Source organism: Enterobacter cloacae complex sp. P43RS (assembly GCF_014930585.1).
GTDB lineage: Bacteria > Pseudomonadota > Gammaproteobacteria > Enterobacterales > Enterobacteriaceae > Enterobacter > Enterobacter bugandensis.
The window spans coordinates 28,692-45,787 of record NZ_JADBRJ010000002.1 but is presented as its reverse complement, the minus strand read 5'-3'; the positions used below and the strand labels follow the sequence as shown (position 1 = coordinate 45,787).

Below are 17,096 nucleotides of genomic sequence, written 5' to 3'. Positions count from 1 at the left end.
GTTGCCTTTTGCTATGCCAGTTGCACCAGATTTACCCCCGGAAGAGGCCCTCCAGGGAATTGTTGTAGCGTCCCGCCGATCTCAAGACTGCCTAAATCAATGCTTGCGAAGCCCAGTTGCCCGGCTAACGCTTTCACTTCCGCCTTCGCCTCTGCATCGTCTCCGGAGATAAAGACGACACGATGGCCACCCGCTTGCGCCGGATCCTGAGCCAGCACCCCTGCAAGAAGGGTATTGAAAGCTTTGACGACGCGTGCCCCTGGCGCCCACTGGGTCACAAGCTGGCTTGAGTTTTTTCCACCCAGTTCTGCCAGTTTATAGCCGGGCAAAAGTACCGGGTTCGTGGCGTCAATCAGGATGCGTCCATTCCAGGTAATTCCGCTTAACGCGGCTTCGGTTTTGTCCCAGTTAGTGCTGACAAAAACGATGTCAGCTTCAGCGGCCTGTTGTGCGGTGCCTGCGCGAGCCCCGCGGCCCAGTCCTTCAACCACATCAGACAGGCTTTCCGGCCCGCGGCTGTTGCTCAGAATAACGTTCATGCCCGCATTTACCAGCTGTTTCGCAAAGGCTTGCCCAATTGCACCAGCGCCGATAATACCTACAGTTGTTGTTTTCATGCTTAATTTCCTTCAGGAAGAGTAGTGAACATGCGTAGAGAGTAGTAATCTTCGTCCTATCTGAATAGCCTATATAATTAGATGGGTTCCATCTGCCGGAGCGATACATGCTGGACGGTATGTCTGTTGATCAACTGCGCACATTTATTGCCGCCGCTGATGAGGGAAGTTTTTCGGCCGCCGGGCGTAAACTGCGGCGCGCGCAGTCGGTTGTCAGCGCGACGCTGGCCAATCTTGAGGCGCAGGTCGGATTCCCATTATTCGATCGCTCGGGGCGATATCCGAAACTGACGGAGGCGGGCGTCGCGATGCTGGAAGCGGCACGCCTTGCCGCTGCCGGGATGGACGCCTTCAAGGCTAAGGCGCGCACCTTAGCCGAAGGGCTGGAGCCTGAACTGGCGGTCTCCGTCGATGTGATGTTTCCTGTTGCGCAGCTCACCGCTGCGGTGCAGGCATTTCATCAGGTATTTCCCGACACGCCGCTGCGTTTGTATGTGGAAGCATTAGGGGCGGTTCTCCAGCCTCTGCTGGATGGCCACTGCCGGGTGGCGATTATCGGCTCGCTGCCGCATATTCCGGCTGGATGCACCTCTGAATTCCTTCTCAACGTGCCAGCCGTGGCCGTTGTCTCTCCTGAACATCTGCTGGCTAACCTGCCAGGGCCGATCCTTCGTTCGCTTTTAGCGGAACACGTCCAGCTGGTGCTGGCCGATCGTTCGTCGCTTACCGTGGGCCGGAGCTTTGGCGTGATGTCGTCAAAAACCTGGCATTTGGCCGATATGGGCGCGAAGCACGCTTTCCTGCGTGCCGGGCTTGGTTGGGGTTATATGCCGCTGCCAGTGGTTGAGGAGGATCTTGCGACGGGTAAATTGGTCACGTTGAATTTGCAGATGCAGCCTGACGTCGGACCGGGTTTTGCCATGCAGGCCGTGCATTTAGAAGAGCATCCTCCGGGCCCGGCTGGCCGCTGGTTCATTAATAAGCTCAAAATGCAGGTTAGCGCAGCTGGTTTGCAACAGATCTGACTGGTCTACGAATCCAGACTACGCTTGCTAAAAAATGGTCGTCTGAATTTCGGTTGTGACGTTCATACTGAATGCTTAGATTCATTTTCAATCTATTGAGAGGAAATGAATATGAATTTTGTAGAACTCCACAACCAGGATCAGCCCCTGCTTATCGCTAACGTTTGGGACGCCGCCAGTGCTGTCGCAGCGCAAGAAGCAGGCTATCAGGCACTGGGAACGTCCAGTGCAGCAATAGCGTCCATGCTGGGATATGAAGACGGGCAGGGAATGCCGTTTGATGCGTTATTTTATGTGGTCACCCGTATCCGGGCTGTCAGCAGCCTGCCATTGAGCGTTGACATGGAAGCAGGATATGGTGATTCAGCCGAAGAGATAGTCGCTAATCTCAGGCGCCTTGCTCAGACAGGCGTAGCAGGCGTTAACCTTAAAGACAGCAGAGTCATTAATGGTAAGCGTCAGCTTGACGATATCTCTTATTTTTCCCGTAATCTGAGAACAGTATGCAATGCGCTGAGAAGTGAAAACTGTAGCCTGTTTCTGAACATTCGGACTGACACTTACCTGCTCGGGCATGAAGACGCATTGCAGGAGACGATATTACGGGGTCAGAGCTATAAAGCTGCAGGTGCTGATGGCCTTTTTGTTCCCTGTCTTACGTCAGAGAAAGACATCAGCCTCATTGCAGAGGCAACGGACCTGCCTCTGAACGTCATGTGTATGCCCGATCTTCCGTCGTTCGACAGGCTGAAACGGGCCGGGGTAAACCGCATTTCAATGGGCAATTTTGTTCATTCAGCCATGCAGTCAACGCTGAGTGATGTAATGCATGCGATTCGAACTCGTCAGTCATTTGCAGGACTTTTTAGCGATGAAAATAACCGATAAGAATTTGTGTGATATCTGGTATCAGGCATTACTCGAACGAGATACAGAATATACCGGCGTATTTTTTGTTGGCGTCAAAACTACTGGCGTATTCTGCATTTCGGTATGCCGGGCGCGAAAGCCCAGGCGCGAAAATGTTGAATTTTATAAAGATGCCAAATCCGCCCTGGCGGATGGCTTTCGTCCCTGTAAGGTCTGCAGACCCGCTGAAAATGCGCACAGCGCGCCATTATTTGTTGAACAGGCGCTTGCGCTTGTCAGGCGCGATATTAAATCCCGTGTGGCTGACGCGCAGCTTCGCCAGCACGGAATCAGTCCGGAGCGGGTAAGACGCTGGTTCCTGCAACATCACGGCATCACTTTCCAGGCTTTCCAGCGAATGCAGCGGGTGAACGTTGCCTTGCAGGAGCTTAAAAGCGGACGAGCGGCTACTGACGTGGCGCTGGACAATGGCTATGAATCCCTGAGCGGGTTTGGTTACATCTACAAGCGGCTTACTGGCGCAGCGCCGACTCAGGCAACCGAGGTGATTGTCATTCATCGGTTTACCACTACGCTTGGGCCTATGTTTGTCTGCGCGACAGAGCGGGGAGTGTGTCTGCTGGAGTTTACCGATCGCCGGATGTTAGAAACGGAATTCCGCGATATCCAGCGTTTATTTAACGCCAGAATTGTCACCGGAGAAAACAGCCATACCCGGCAGACAGTAAAAGAAATCAGCGAGTATTTTGCCGGAACTCGCCGACAGTTTGAGCTCTCTGTGGATGGCCCGGGCAGTGATTTTCAACAATCCGTCTGGCATGAGTTGCGTGCAGTTCCTTATGGACAGACCTCGCACTATCAGGCCATTTCGCTAGGGATGAATAAGCCCAATGCTGTGCGCGCCGTCGCTGCAGCTAATGGTGCAAACCGGATTGCGATTGTGATCCCTTGTCATAGGATAATTGGCAAAGATGGAAAGATGACGGGTTACGGCGGTGGTATTTCGCGCAAAGAATGGCTCATTGAGCATGAGCGAAACAATGTTTGATGGCGTAATGTTCCATTGTTGCCGGAATATTTTACGCACTTCGCGGGATAAAATGCAGACACAAAAAAGCCCGCAGGGCTTGCGCCGTGCGGGCTCTTAGGACTTCATCGGATGACTCTGGTAATCACCGATGGAGAATTTTGGGCTGGCGGAGTCTGAATTGCTTGTGTAATCCATTGAATTCACTTTGGTAACTAGTAGTTTGACTTTTCGCTGGTGCCTATTTAGGTGCCTAAAAATTTTTTTCTCCCTTTGATGAGAAAAATGAGACGAGATAGGTACTGTGCGTGGTGATTTCTAGTTGAGTCGTCACGCTGAAAAACAGTCTTGACCTGCTCACCGTTGAGTAACAGACCACAACTTAAGTTGACCCTCAACTGTTGTGACAACGGCTGTGATTTCCTCTCCTCGCTTAGAGTGGACTGGACCAGCCCACCCCAACGCTGGCCGCTATGTGCCAAAAGCGGACGTTGCTACCAAACAGTCTGAGTGATTCAGCAAAGCGTCAGTCGTCATATATTTTCAGGACAAAGATGCACGCGGAACCAGTCAACAACCCTATTTATGACAACGGGTTGATACCAGTGATCATCACCGTGTTCTGCGCCTTCGATAAGGACGTAGTCCGCTTTGTTTCCCGATTCCAAAAGGGCTTTGTAAAGCGTTGCGCTCTGTTTAGGTGATACTAATGTATCCTTACTTCCATGCATTATTAGGAACGGAGGTTTACATCCCTTGAGACGCCCTATGGGGCTTGCATTTATCGCTTTTTCAGGTACAGAACTGATTGAGGCACCTGCAAAATTCTTGAAAGCCACACCATTAATTAGCAGTGACTCCGTGACTGCAGGAGACTGATGCACTTTTTGTCGGAGATCCGGAAAACCGTCACCTATGTTACGCAGATCTGATATTCCGTAAAGCGTAGCGACAGCCTGCACATCAGCGGACTGGCTGAGAAAATCGCCGTGATCGAATGACTTATCGCCATTAGTGGTACCAAGCATCTGCGCCAGCCAGCCTCCAGCAGAATCGCCAATTACACCAATTCGTGAGGGGTCAATTCCATAATCATGGGCATGTTGACGAAGGTATCTTACTGCTGCTTTAGCATCTATCACTGGCGCAGGGAAAGTATCAGGAATTGTCCTGTATTCTGCCGCTGCAACAACAAAGCCAGCCTCCGCTAAAGCCATGCGCATTTCCACAAATTTGTTGTGTTCAGCGGTCATAAACCCTCCCCCAGGAAAATAAATGATACCTGGTTTCAAAATGTTGGTACGAGGAACAAGAAAAGACATATGCAATTGTCTGACAGAACGAGTTTTTTTTACTGTCTCATAAACCACATCACTAATATTATCTATAGGGGTTTTAGTCAAGGCGACTTGGATAATTTTTGCCCCATGAACATAACCAGGAAGATCATGATAATTAGAAGATATTTCATTATTTTCTTTAGAAATCATAAAAAAACACCAGTTTTTAAATATTGTTTCACCAGCCCACCTATAATTCTGAAAGGGTAGGCCATCCTATCAGATAATTCTCAAGGCCGAATTAATGGTAGCAAAAAATAAAATTCGCTTTAACACCCATTTGAAATATGTACAGACTAACATTGATGTCAGGCATACGTAAAATATAATCCTCTGTAATTACACCATCCCGACCAAGCTTGGTGAAATCGGTTCTGTCTCCGGATGACTACTGTATACATACATATCGGAAGGCTCATCAATTCAAACACTTGTATTATCTACAAATCACAAAAATTGATATTTATATTCATAGCCAGTTACGCCCTTGGGTTATTGTTATTTTTTTCATATCTCAACCGGTCTTCACGAAAGCGATCAGCATTATCGACAATCCAGGTCCACAGCGGGATCATTCGCACAAGTAACTCCATACCTGTATCGGACAGCTCGTATTCGACTCGTGGCGGGATTTCACTGAAATCATGGCGAATAACCAGTCCGTCGCGCTCAAGCTGTCGTAATGTACGTGTCAGCATGCGCTGAGTCACTCCGTGCATACGCCTGCCAATTTCGGCGTGACGTAGTCTGCCATAAACGCCAAGCGTGTTGACGATACCCAGTGACCATCGACTGCCTGCATGAGCCAGTACCTCCCGCCGCAAGCCATCATCATCGTCTTTCAGACCCTTACAAACAGCCTGCGAATACTGAAGAATTTCGTCCCGATCCATTTCACAGATTCCCGGTATCATACGTGTACCTTCTTTTTTAGCCTGTTATGAATTGCTAGAGTGGCGCAACAATTCATGTAAGGCCAGATTATGAACAAAACTGATCTTAACGCTACGTCTGAGAAAATCCTCGTGCTCGGTGCCGGTGAGCTGGGCCTCCCCGTTCTGCGAAATCTTGCCCTTCGGGCAAAAGATGTGAAGGGAACGAAAATCAGCGTACTGCTGCGCGAAAGTACCGTAACGTCAGATGAACCTGTAAAAAAAATAGTTATCACGGAAATCAGAAACCTCGGTATTAATATAGTCACGGGCGATCTCGTCATGAGTTCTGTCGACGATTTGGCCAGCCTCTTTGCGCAATTTGACACAGTCGTTGGCTGCACGGGGTACGCGGCCGGAATAAATACACCAATGAAACTGGCGCAGGCGGCCCTGCAGGCGCGGATTCCACGCTATTTTCCATGGCAGTTTGGTGCCGATTTTGATGCCATCGGACGCGGCAGCCCACAAGACATCTTCGACGCGCAGATTGACGTGCGTGATTTACTACGCAGCCAGCATGAAACTGAGTGGGTCATCATTTCGACCGGCATCTTCATGAGCTATTTGTTCGAACCAGACTTCGGTGTGGTCGATCTGCAGAACGATACTGTTCACGCACTCGGCAGCATTGACAACACCATGACGCTGACAACACCTGATGATATCGGGATGCTGACGGCAGCGATCGTATTTACAACTCCTCGCATCCGTAATGAAATTGTGTATATCGCCGGTGATACACTGACCTACGCAGAGGTTGCAGATAAGCTGCAATCAACGCTTGGCCGCCCTTTCGACTGCACGGTATGGAGCGAACAATATCTGATGGATAAACTGGCGCTCAACCCACAAGACATGATGTCTAAGTATCGTGCCGTTTTTGCGCAGGGGCGGGGAGTTGCATGGGATAAAAAGCAGACATTCAATGAACGCCATAACATTCGGGTCACCGATGTGGCAGCCTGGATTAATGCAAACCTGACCCCGGGCAGCTCGCTATAAACGTATTTAAGCTGCTGTAATAAATACCAGAGTCTTTCTCCTGCCTATCCGAATACGGTGATGAGAAAGACTCTGTTCCCCCTGTTGGCACTGATAGCAAAGCGGTTATGCTGTGTGCGCTGAAAACCGGCTCTCCGGTAAACCGGGGAATACGGCTGATTTCGCTCTCAGCAGCGCTCCATCATGCCTTGACGGCACAGAAAGACCCACGCTGGCACTGGTACAATACAGCGTTGTGAATGCTTCTCCCGCGAGTGTCGGACAAGTGCTCTGAATTCCTGGAGAGGGCAGGATACGGTCCGTCGTTCCGTCCGGACGATAACGTACAACACGGCTTCCTCCCCATTCGGCATTCCAGATATAGCCCATTGCGTCCACGCAGGAGCCGTCAGGCGCCCCCTTTCCTTCTGTTACAGTGAACACGCGCTGGTTATTCATAGAGGGGTAATCACAGCACATTATACGGCCCTGCATCGAGTCACAGTAATACATCGTGCTGCCGTCCGGACTGAAGCAGATGCTGTTCGGGATGGCCACCTCAGGCAGGGGTAGAGTCTCAATGCTGAGTGTCGCTGCATTTAGCCTGTGAAATCTTCCTATGACTTTCGCGGGGTACCCGTCATCCATGGTCCCGAAGACGAAATTACCCTCACGGTCGCACCGACCATCCCCTGTCCGTTTTCCCGGTCCTCCTGGTGACGCCACTATCGGCATAAAGGTACCTGTATTCAGATCGCAGAAGGCGAATCTGGATGCCAGCCCCATCAGTAAAACGTCAGGATTTTCAGTAAGTGCAAACGAACCGAGGCGCTCCGGCAGGGACCAGCGCATCACAACACTGGTGTCTTCTTCAAGGGCAAGCAGTTCGCTGCCTTCAATGTCAGTCCAGTAAATCCTGCGTGTCCTCTCGCACCAGATTGGGCACTCTCCCAGCAAATTTCTGGCATCAGCAGCCACTGAAAACATGTTATTTCTCCCGCATATAAAAGTTTCGCATCGCCTGACCAAAAACTTACGGCCATCTGCACTATGGCAGAGCGCCGTAAGGAGTAATTCCCACCCTGTCAGGGCAAAAAACGCGCTGAAAGTTTGTCACCAAAAAGCATGATGGCGAGACCTGCCAGCATGACCAGCATGCCCCCCAGTTTGAGCAGCGAAACCGGTCGCCTAACAGCACCCAGCAGACCGAAATGGTCAATCATTTGCGACGAGAGTAATTGCCCAACGATTGCCAGCCCTAGCAGAGCTGAAAAACCGATTTTCGGTGCCAGCACCACGTAGCTGAACAACGCACAGGCACCGATCAGGCCGCCCGCCAGACTCCACGCAGGCTGCGAAGGAATAGCAGCGAGAGAGCTAAATAACCCTCCACGTAGCAGCGAGTAAATCCCGAGGCTCAACGCCCCGGCCGTAAAGGAAAAGAACGCGGCGGTGACCGGATCCCCTCCGAGTCCTTTTGCGAGCTGACTGTTCAGGGTCGTCTGCAGGGTAATACCAAGACCCGCTGCAAAAGCTATTACGTAATAAATCGCGCTCATGCTGTTATTTCCTGTCAGTTTGCCTGTACCAGCGGCAGGAATTTCTCCGCAAAGATGTCCGGCTCATACCCGGCTGCCGCAAATAGGTGCTCGCGTGATTCATCAATGGCGGCGCGAAGGCGCTCACTGTCCACACCCAGCACTTTGCCGTTCTGCTTGACGATGCGCCCGCCGATCATCACGGTATCGATATTGCTGCGTTCAGCTGCATGTACCACCGTTCCGAATGCATTTCCGTTCGGGTAAAGGTTGAGGTCAGCCGCGTTAATCAGGATCAGATCAGCCTGTTTGCCCGGCGTCAGGCTGCCTATTTTATCCTGCAGACCGGCACAAAACGCACCATCGACCGTTGCCGATTTAAGCAGCTGCGCTGCCGGGATCGTTGTCAATGAATGATCTGATTCACAGCAGTGCTGCTTATGCATGCCCATTACGCGCTGCAGATAAAACGCCACGCGCATTTCCATAAACATGTCGGTGCTGTAAGACGTTTCGTTATCCACGCTCAGGCCAGGATTGATGCCATGACGCAGCGCAGCCTCGATGGCAAACATCCCGCTTTCAATACCGTAGTGCGAATCTGAGCGCGGGCAGACGTTTACCCGCACGCCGGCTTCACGCAGGATTTCCCAGCCCTCATCAGGCAGCGCGGTACAGTGGTTAAAGATATTGTCCGGACCCAACAGGCCCTGCTGATGCAGCGATTCAAGCTCGGAGGCCATCTCAGCACCAAAGAATTCGGTCACGATCGGCAGCCCCAGCCTGCGGGCCTCGGCCCACAATTCCGGCTCCAGCTGGGCCATGACGCCGAGCGTCACAAGACTATCAGGATTATCCCTGAAATATTTTTCCTGCAGACGCTGCCAGTTGCCAGGCCAGTGCGCTTTATCCCATTCGCCTGCTACCGGCGCACCGGACGCATGAATAGCGCGAATACCGGCATCAAGCAGGGCTTCAACGGCGGCGTCTGAATGCGCTGCGGTACGGCTGTTGTGCGAGTTATCAATCATGGTAGTGATACCCGCATCAATCGCGCCCAGCGCCGTCAGGAGATTACCGACATAGATATCTGCTGGCCGGTAGTATTTCGCAAACGAGAAGTGCGTGGCGTTGCTGTAATCGTCCAGACAGGTGGCATTGGGGTTAATACGGCGTAGCTGACCTTCCCAGGCATGACGATGAGAATCGACCATTCCCGGCATGGCAATCATATTTGTTGCATCAATGACGTGAGCACCCTCGGCGTTCAGGTCCTTGCCGATTGCGGTGATGGTTGAACCTGTGACAAGAATATCGCCACGTTCATGGTTACCAACATTCTCATCCATACTCAGTATGGTTGCACCGCGGATCAGCGTTACCGGCGCATTATCCGTATGATTATTAACAATATTTCTGATGTAATCGGTCATTTGAAGCGTCTCTTTCAGGTTCAGAAGGGAAACAATACGCCTCCTGTTTAAACTGAAAAAGATGACTAACTTGTTTTCATCATTCACAATTTACGAATAATGAGTATTATCACCGTTACATGCTATTCAGGAGTGCAGTCAGGTGGATCGTATTCAGGCTATGCAGGTTTTTATAAGGGTGGCTGAGGCCGGAAGCTTTGTCCGGGCCGCGGAAACACTTTCCCTGCCTTCTTCTACTGTTACCAGCACCATCAAAAACCTGGAGAAATATCTGCAGGTGCGTCTGCTGAACCGGACCACAAGACGTGTCAGCCTTACTCCGGAAGGTCTGCAGTATCTGGCGCAGTGCCGGGAAATCCTGGCCTTAGTTGAACATACGGAAGCGAGTCTGGCCGATTTGAACAGGCGCCCCCGTGGCCGTTTACGCGTTGATATGCCCGGCGGTATAGCGCACTTCATCGTCATGCCAAACCTGAAAGAGTTCTACAGCCGTTATCCTGACATTTACCTGATGATCGGCGTCAGCGACCGGCAGGTTGACCTGGTTCAGGAGGGTGTAGACTGCGTGATCAGAACCGGAGAGTTAATTAACTCCACGCTTGTAGCCCGTCCGCTCGGGGAATTTCGCTGGATAACCTGCGCCTCTCCCGACTATCTCAGGGAGTACGGTATTCCGCAGTCACCTGAAGATTTATCTCATCACCGGGCTATTCATTATTTTTCCGGACAAAACCGGCGTACAGACGAATTGCGTTTTGTAAAGGGAACAGAAATGCTGTCCGTATCCGTTAGGGGGCAGGCAGCCGTCAACGAGACGGGACTCTATATAAAAATGTGCCTTGAAGGGTTCGGACTGGCGCAGCTTGCTGAAAATGTTGTAGCAGAACACATGGAGAAAGGAACGCTGGTTGAAGTTCTGGCCGACTGGCAGCCGCCGTCTGTTCCTGTCACGCTACTTTACCCTCATCAACGTTTTCTTTCCCCTGCTGTACGTGCATTTGCAGACTGGATAGGTGAAATATTCAGTTGATACGCCTGTCACAGCTCCCCGTTGCACATTAAAAGTCGCCAGTATTCAGGCCCCCTGAAAGAACGGCAGACTTTGTTTCTACGGGTAAGAGCATCCCGGAGCAGCGACTTCCCGCAGAAAGATTGTACTCAAAAATTCACATCTCCGTTTTATGGAGGACGCCGGCTATCTGGGTATGAACTACATCAAGCCGTTTATTACAGGCGGAAGCGCGACGATAACTGACGAAGAAATCGCAGCTCAGGTCGAACAATATAAAACGGTATTAGCCTGATTATAGGCGATTTCAAAAGCCTGCTTAAACATATGGGGGCATGTGGCCTGCTCACTCAACTCGCTAGTGGAGAAATGGTTGTTGGGGCAGAGGGGGAGAAACTGACTAACCATTACACGTTTTATGCCGTGTTCAACACACCAGAAGAGTTCCGCATTGTCACCGGAAACAGAACCCTTGGAACAGTGCCTGTGGACTCCCCACTGCTACCAGATCAACACATCATCTTCGGTGGGCGGCGCTGGAGAGTGACAGAGATCGAGACAGAGAAAAAAGTTATCTATGTAGAGGCGACCAAAGGCGGTCAGCCACCACAATTTAGTGGGGGGGGAATGTCTGTTCATGATGCCGTTCGTCAGGAAATGCTCGCTATCTATAGGGAAGGTGATTACCGCATAGCAATAGGTAGCAAGAGAGTAGATTATGCCGATTCTGCCGCCAGAAGCCTATTTGCGGAAGGCAGTCGTAACTTCCAGAGTTATAACCTGCAAAATGAGTATTTTCTTACGAGCGGCCAATACTGTTACATCCTCCCATGGATGGGAGATAAGGTTGTCAATACGATTACAGCCTTGCTCATACGTTGTGGCTTTAAAGCTAATTCATTGGCTGGAGTTATAGAAATTGACGGCTCAAGTATCACTTCTGTTCAACAGGCCCTTAAAGGCCTGCTGCTGTCAGGCTTGCCCTCAGCGTTTGATCTTGCTGTAAATGTTCCAGAAAAGTACTTAGATAAATATGATGAATATTTACCAGAGTTTCTGCTTGCGAAAGGATTTGGGGAAAAAGCGTATGACATTGAAGGCGCGTGTACCTGGCTGAAAGAACATCTTCAGTAAACTGGTTACATAAAAAGGGGGAGATGTTCCCCTTAAGCTTGAGGCCGATTGAGGATATCAATTTTTGCTCTTGGCTCGGATCTGCCAGAAATCGAGGTCATAAGGTCTGCTTTGAGCGAGATATAGTCATTCAATTATTTTTATCAGTAGGCCTGATGGGCATTCAGCTCGTAGCAAGTAATTTCTCAGGGTTATAAATCTTGCGGGCCGTTCATATGACTGGAAAAATGTGACGAAAATCGGGCACCAGCCTAGTATTAGTAAATAATTACGGAAACTACTCAAACTGTCATTTACAGTATGCTGCCCTTCGACTGGGGGATACATCCCCTCAAAGCCAGCTACGGAGCAGTCCCTATCCTTGCGTTCCTTTGATGGCGATGCCTTGAGGTATCTGAAGATCATCAAACTGAGCTGATGTAATGTTACGATCTCCAATGGTACATCGGAACAACTCCAAGAAGAAGCGGTATGAAGTCAGGTTGCACGAGTCGTTTAACATTGGGCTAAGTTCCCCAGCAATCCTCATTGCGGAAGCGCAGCGCATCCCTGACTTCGTATAGTTGAAAACAAACGAAGCCGGAGTGATATTCAGCATTTTGTCGCACTGTCTCAGCAGTTCTCTGTGACCATGTACTGTCATCGCAATACCTTCATCAACTCTCTTTGACTGAATCAGAACTCCCTTTGAATAGGTGAGAGACGGTGTGTCAATTGTGACATGGATCAGCATGTCAGCACCGGCCTTCTTCTCTTGTGCAGCGACACCCTTACGATGCCTGAGAATGGATGAAGACCAAGTAATACCACCAATATTTCCGTCAAAAGCTGCGTCCAACCGGCCGATCAGCGCTCCAGTAATGTCGTCTTCATCCGTGACTAACCCAGACGAATACTTCTGCATTACAGCACTGACTGCACGGTTTGCAGCGGATGCTGCTTCTTGGAAAGCGTTTTCAAAGCGACTTTTCATTATTTCTTATTACTCCAGCTATATGCTAAGCCATGCGAAGTTAAGGCATTATAAATGCTGCTCAGTGTAGTTTTTCCTAGGAAGCGAAGCCAGTAGGAGTGTAAGTATCCCATCCAGGCGAATCATGCGCTTTTAAATAAGCGGACCCAACGTCCGCTTCTGGCACTAAACGGGCTAAAGCAGACTGATTTGATGAGATAAGGGTATAGATGAATTCTCCATACCCTTAAACGATTACTTCCCAGTTGATTTGCTTGGTTTCAGTCCTGGGGTATTGCCGGGTGTATCCTTATTATCACGTCTGCGTTGATCGGGTTTTCCTGTTGATTTTGCGATTGGTTTTGGACCAGGTTTAAGCCCCATAATCATACTCCTTAGCCATGTCAGAGGTTATTCCTCAGTGTGGATATAAGGGGAGCGGTAAGAATTATCAAGCTTGGATGGGCGGTGAAAAGTGACTGCTTGACTATTATGTGAGCAATGTCAGATTTTAACACATAGCGGCCAGCCCATTACTGAAGTTAGCCAAAAATGAGTCGCGATGAGCCCTCAATAATGAGGGTCACCTCGGAGATTGTTAGGCTGATTTCGCCAATTGCCGATGCAGGACCTGAAGGCTAGTTCCCGCCCCTGCCCATGCAGCAGCCGAGCCGACCACATACAGGTTTTGCTTGGCGCGTGAGACGGCTACATTGATTATGTTTGGTGGGCTTGCCGCCCACTGACGTGCCCTTTGCTGACTCGCTTTCGGCGCACCCAGCAACAGGATTACCGTGTCCGCCTCTCGGCCCTGGAACGTGTGGATTGTGCCTACACGATCACGGCACCATTCATCCAGCTTTACGCCGAACGTTCGCAGCAGATCAGTTTCACTGTCGAGACGCCGACGCATGTTCTGCTCTACGATCTTGAATGGTGTGATGATAAATACGTCCGGATTTGTAATGCCCGATGCTGCCAGCTCTTTGAGCATTCGCACAACCGCTTCGCCCTCGTCGGGACACCACTTCGTCTCAGCATCGCCATTGATATCCACCCAGTGAGATCTCCCCAAAGCCGAGCCGATAGATCCGGGTTTTTTAGGCCCGACAGCATGGACCATCTGCCCGGCATAGGCGATGGAGTTAGAAACATCAAACATTGGGTTCTGGCAACGCCTGTGAACGAGCAATGGCAGCCCGACTTCTCGATCACCTACGTCCATGACGAAGGTGGATTTGAAGCGCGATGCCTGATCAGCAAGGGTCTGCGTAGATGCTGCGGGGGCAGACCATTCGACTTGGTCAATGTCAAAGAACTTGCAGATTTCGGCGTTCAGCTTTTCAGGAAGTGAAACTACAGGTGGGATTTGCAACGGGTCACCTACCACGATGGAGCGCTTTGCCCGCATGATAGCTCCAACTGCTGCCTGAGGAACGGCTTGGCCCGCTTCATCTACCAGAAGCCAACCAATGCTCTCTGGTGGCAGATCCCCGAACATCGTCCGAACAGAGGCGAATGTCGTGGACACGGTCGGCACAACCACGAAAAGGCTTGACCAAAGGTCGGGGAGAAGTTCACGGTGAGCGGAAGACTGGAAGGCACCAGCTACCATGCCTGACATCAATAACCCAAGATTGTGTTGCAAGCGGCTGGCCGAAGCATCGATGAACGTTTTATGCACAGTCAGGGCAGCGGCGAAAAGATCCTCCCGCAGGCGATGAACCTCATCGGGAAGCCAGGGTGCAGTGAGGTGGATAGCCTCGTGCTCGAGCTCGAAGAACCTCGCATCAACGACCCTGTCTCCCATACGGTTTCGTGCCTGTGCCTCGGTTGCCTTCAATTCCGAGACAGCCTGACATTTGCTGGAAATTTCCTGGTCGAGTTGCTGTAACTGGGACTCAGTATTGCCCCACTCAGCCCTTGCAAGCTCTAGGGCACCGTCCGTCCCCTGCGCCCGTATGACTGATTGCTGCAAGGTCGCCGAGAGCTTCTGCAGTGTCGATCTCCACGACTTCCAGGCCGCAGTCGCAAACAAACGGGAGAAGAAACCTGGACGGCAAGCAAGATGGCTGTCGAGCATGATCTTGTCCTGCTCGATCTGCGATTTTGCCTTCTCATGCTCTCGTTGGCAGGATTCAGCAGTCTTGTGTGCCTCTTCGACGGCTTCATTCAGACTCGGTCGACGCTGTTCAGCTCTTTGAAGTTCGGTGATCGCTCCCTTGAGCGCCTGGATATCCCGTCGCATCTCTTCGATGCTGGCGATTTCGGCGTCTACCGTCTCCTTAAGTTTAAGAAAGGCGGTTCGCGCTTTCTGCCAGGCCGCAGCAGCATCCGCTTCGTTGGTGCTGGGCCGCTCATTGACAACCACGCTGGGCATCACGCGATCGATGGTTTCGCCAGTTCGCTCGTCCTTGATCTCACGCATGACATTTATGCCGCGAGCTGCTTTCAGGTAGGTAAGGAAACCACCGTCTTCATTCCACCAGAAACCTTGCTGAAACGCGCCTCGGTTGCTGCTCTTGCCGAGAGCTGCGGCGATCAACCCCCAGGTTTCGACAGTGTCGGAGGGGATGTCCCCCTCGGCCTCGGCTTCGAAATAGCCGGCGCGTTTGGGATTCGCAATCAGATCGCTGATGGACCGGAAGTAGGCGATCTGTTCATGGCGACCATTGGCTTCCTTGAGAGGAAGCTCTTTACTGACGTTTTCGACCGCTTTGTTATTGGAGGAGGCTACGACGATCTCATGGCCCTTCAAGGATGCATGTAACTTGTAGAAGTGCAGGAATGCATTGGAACCGAATGCCAGCTTCTCGCCTGTTGTGGAAAAGGCATCCTGCGGTTTGTTGAAGCCGGACATCGCCGTGGCCCGATCGAGAATGCATCCAACGACGATATCCCGGAGAAGAGTAGTCTTTCCGGTTCCCGGAGGCCCATTGACGCCGATGATACCTGGAGCATCATTCAGCTCAGCACGCGCCGCATTCACGGCAGCCTGTTGAAGCAGCACCAGTGGATGGCCGCCTTTCGAAGGCCAACGAGCCTGCGGCATGAGCGACGGTGCGACGAACGGCTCAACTGCGGAAATGGGCGATAGCACGTCGATTTTCTGGTCAGGTCTTCCAATTCCCATGTAGCGGCGCAAACCGGTTCCGGCTTTGCCCGTCTCGAGCAATTTGGTTGCTTCACCGAGATCTTCAAGATAGAAGGAATTCAGTAACGAAGGTTCAGGCGGCGCCTTAGCCTTGAAATGATGAAACACCTTAATCGCGAATGTGGGTGGCTCAACCAAATGCTCGGGTACACTGAACTGCGATACAAGCCATTTATAAGCGTTATGAACAACATTCAGATCGATCGGTATGGGTTCTCCATCTTTGTTGTGGTGGCGAACCATTCGATCCAGATGCTCGATAATGCGCGGCTCAACATTCGGCCAATTCCCTAAACTCCCAAGCTTCAGATCGAGAGCCGGCTTGAGTGCCCAGGCAAAACTGGACACGGCAACGCCTTTGTCCTCAAGCACAAAGCCTTCTTTGTCGATCAGGATCGAGCCGATGGCCGCTTTCTTACCGTCCGGGCGTGAACGCTCCTCATCCTCGCCAAAAACCTTGACCAGCTCGTCCGTCGCCTTGTCGAGAGCGATGGAGCCGAGGACGACCTCGAAATAAAGCTTATAACTGGGCTTGCTGCGGGCATTTGGTCCCCATGGAACACCTCGCTCCAATAGAGCAACCCTAGAGCGGTCGCCGGTTGCCATATCCTCTGGGCGTTTATAAGCTTGAGGCGACAGTGCTTCGAGGGCTGTCCATGCTGCCAGTATTGCTCGCGCATCATTCGCCTTACCTGATGGAGAAAAAGACGGGATCGGACCAAGGTCGATTTGGTCTTTGTCGAATTGCTCTCGTATGGCAGAGTCTGGGATGGCCTTCAGTTGAAGTTGCTCTTCCGCAGCAGGCGAATTGTGGGGCACAACTCGAGAAGATTGAATGGACACCGAATCGGGATGGTGTGTTGATGGGCTGGAAGCCGACATGGCGACCACGCTGTGGCCGCTTAGTGCAAATAGAGATTGCTCGATTTTAGCCGTCAGCGTCCGCGCCCTGGCAGTGTTGCGAAAGGTCAGCTCGCTCAACAACTGTTCAAGTTCGCTAACATTGTTGCTGGACTGCTCGAAGATTGCTTCCAGATCGAAGATTGATTTTTGCGCATACTGCCGTGTCTTCATTTATTTC

Annotated in this window: 13 protein-coding genes and 1 pseudogene; 6 read left to right on the top strand and 8 right to left on the bottom strand. The window is 51.2% G+C overall.

Annotated elements, in window-relative coordinates; translation table 11 throughout:
- Positions 1–11: 11 nt before the first annotated feature.
- Positions 12–617 (bottom strand): NADPH-dependent F420 reductase, encoded by a 606-nt coding sequence (locus IM294_RS04065; RefSeq protein WP_049136903.1) that lies wholly within the window; start codon positions 615–617, stop codon positions 12–14.
- Positions 618–736: 119 nt separating this feature from the next.
- On the opposite strand from IM294_RS04065, the gene IM294_RS04060 reads away from it, so the two are divergent.
- The 3 genes from IM294_RS04060 (at position 737) to IM294_RS04050 (ending at position 3,560) form a co-directional block, all read left to right on the top strand.
- Complete coding sequence (locus IM294_RS04060; RefSeq protein ID WP_311388844.1) at positions 737–1,642, top strand: LysR family transcriptional regulator; 906 nt, start codon at positions 737–739, stop codon at positions 1,640–1,642.
- A 111-nt stretch (positions 1,643–1,753) separates the two neighbouring features.
- On the top strand, positions 1,754–2,530 hold the full coding sequence (locus IM294_RS04055; protein WP_100170766.1) for an isocitrate lyase/phosphoenolpyruvate mutase family protein: 777 nt from the start codon (positions 1,754–1,756) through the stop codon (positions 2,528–2,530).
- On the top strand, positions 2,514–3,560 hold the full coding sequence (locus tag IM294_RS04050) for a bifunctional transcriptional activator/DNA repair enzyme AdaA (protein WP_126817395.1): 1,047 nt from the start codon (positions 2,514–2,516) through the stop codon (positions 3,558–3,560). The genes IM294_RS04055 and IM294_RS04050 overlap by 17 nt, the downstream gene beginning before the upstream one ends.
- Positions 3,561–4,072: 512 nt before the next feature.
- Here the strand turns inward: IM294_RS04050 and IM294_RS04045 are convergent.
- Both IM294_RS04045 and IM294_RS04040 read right to left on the bottom strand, forming a co-directional pair.
- The gene (locus tag IM294_RS04045) at positions 4,073–5,029 is read right to left on the bottom strand and encodes an alpha/beta hydrolase (RefSeq protein ID WP_012539955.1); all 957 of its coding nucleotides are present in this window, start codon (positions 5,027–5,029) and stop codon (positions 4,073–4,075) included.
- 329 nt (positions 5,030–5,358) lie between these two features.
- Entirely contained in the window at positions 5,359–5,793 is a 435-nt protein-coding gene (locus IM294_RS04040) for a helix-turn-helix domain-containing protein (protein ID WP_197719739.1), read from the bottom strand.
- A gap of 69 nt (positions 5,794–5,862) precedes the next feature.
- Between IM294_RS04040 and IM294_RS04035 the strand changes: the two genes are divergently transcribed.
- A complete protein-coding gene (locus IM294_RS04035; RefSeq protein ID WP_040018958.1) occupies positions 5,863–6,816 on the top strand; it encodes an aromatic alcohol reductase in 954 nt (317 codons plus the stop codon).
- Positions 6,817–6,921: 105 nt separating this feature from the next.
- On the opposite strand, the gene IM294_RS04030 is transcribed toward IM294_RS04035, so the two are convergent.
- The 3 genes from IM294_RS04030 to IM294_RS04020 form a co-directional block, all read right to left on the bottom strand.
- Positions 6,922–7,782 carry an SMP-30/gluconolactonase/LRE family protein gene (locus IM294_RS04030; RefSeq protein ID WP_163594408.1) on the bottom strand — a complete coding sequence of 287 codons (861 nt, stop codon included), beginning with the start codon at positions 7,780–7,782 and terminating at the stop codon, positions 6,922–6,924.
- A 98-nt stretch (positions 7,783–7,880) separates the two neighbouring features.
- Positions 7,881–8,354, bottom strand: coding sequence for a DMT family transporter (locus IM294_RS04025; protein WP_012539997.1), 474 nt, complete (start codon positions 8,352–8,354; stop codon positions 7,881–7,883).
- A gap of 14 nt (positions 8,355–8,368) precedes the next feature.
- Positions 8,369–9,766 (bottom strand): amidohydrolase family protein, encoded by a 1,398-nt coding sequence (locus tag IM294_RS04020; RefSeq protein WP_040018961.1) that lies wholly within the window; start codon positions 9,764–9,766, stop codon positions 8,369–8,371.
- Between the two features lie 142 nt (positions 9,767–9,908).
- On the opposite strand from IM294_RS04020, the gene IM294_RS04015 reads away from it, so the two are divergent.
- Together IM294_RS04015 and IM294_RS04010 are read left to right on the top strand one after the other, a co-directional pair.
- A complete protein-coding gene (locus IM294_RS04015) occupies positions 9,909–10,796 on the top strand; it encodes a LysR family transcriptional regulator (RefSeq protein WP_040018962.1) in 888 nt (295 codons plus the stop codon).
- 276 nt (positions 10,797–11,072) lie between these two features.
- Positions 11,073–11,909 (top strand): annotated as a pseudogene (locus tag IM294_RS04010) (DEAD/DEAH box helicase); the annotation flags it as partial.
- Between the two features lie 355 nt (positions 11,910–12,264).
- Here the strand turns inward: IM294_RS04010 and IM294_RS04005 are convergent.
- Both IM294_RS04005 and IM294_RS04000 read right to left on the bottom strand, forming a co-directional pair.
- A complete protein-coding gene (locus tag IM294_RS04005) occupies positions 12,265–12,882 on the bottom strand; it encodes a hypothetical protein (RefSeq protein WP_163594495.1) in 618 nt (205 codons plus the stop codon).
- A 577-nt stretch (positions 12,883–13,459) separates the two neighbouring features.
- Entirely contained in the window at positions 13,460–17,089 is a 3,630-nt protein-coding gene (locus IM294_RS04000; RefSeq protein ID WP_025107348.1) for an ATP-binding protein, read from the bottom strand.
- Positions 17,090–17,096 lie beyond the last annotated feature (7 nt).

What these genes read in the sequence shown, in the direction of transcription:
- IM294_RS04065 (WP_049136903.1), bottom strand. Translation starts at nt 617, where the DNA reads ATGAAAACAACAACTGTAGGTATTATCGGCGCTGGTGCAATTGGGCAA.
- IM294_RS04060 (WP_311388844.1), top strand. Translation starts at nt 737, where the DNA reads ATGTCTGTTGATCAACTGCGCACATTTATTGCCGCCGCTGATGAGGGA.
- IM294_RS04055 (WP_100170766.1), top strand. Translation starts at nt 1,754, where the DNA reads ATGAATTTTGTAGAACTCCACAACCAGGATCAGCCCCTGCTTATCGCT.
- IM294_RS04050 (WP_126817395.1), top strand. Translation starts at nt 2,514, where the DNA reads ATGAAAATAACCGATAAGAATTTGTGTGATATCTGGTATCAGGCATTA.
- IM294_RS04045 (WP_012539955.1), bottom strand. Translation starts at nt 5,029, where the DNA reads ATGATTTCTAAAGAAAATAATGAAATATCTTCTAATTATCATGATCTT.
- IM294_RS04040 (WP_197719739.1), bottom strand. Translation starts at nt 5,793, where the DNA reads ATGATACCGGGAATCTGTGAAATGGATCGGGACGAAATTCTTCAGTAT.
- IM294_RS04035 (WP_040018958.1), top strand. Translation starts at nt 5,863, where the DNA reads ATGAACAAAACTGATCTTAACGCTACGTCTGAGAAAATCCTCGTGCTC.
- IM294_RS04030 (WP_163594408.1), bottom strand. Translation starts at nt 7,782, where the DNA reads ATGTTTTCAGTGGCTGCTGATGCCAGAAATTTGCTGGGAGAGTGCCCA.
- IM294_RS04025 (WP_012539997.1), bottom strand. Translation starts at nt 8,354, where the DNA reads ATGAGCGCGATTTATTACGTAATAGCTTTTGCAGCGGGTCTTGGTATT.
- IM294_RS04020 (WP_040018961.1), bottom strand. Translation starts at nt 9,766, where the DNA reads ATGACCGATTACATCAGAAATATTGTTAATAATCATACGGATAATGCG.
- IM294_RS04005 (WP_163594495.1), bottom strand. Translation starts at nt 12,882, where the DNA reads ATGAAAAGTCGCTTTGAAAACGCTTTCCAAGAAGCAGCATCCGCTGCA.
- IM294_RS04000 (WP_025107348.1), bottom strand. Translation starts at nt 17,089, where the DNA reads ATGAAGACACGGCAGTATGCGCAAAAATCAATCTTCGATCTGGAAGCA.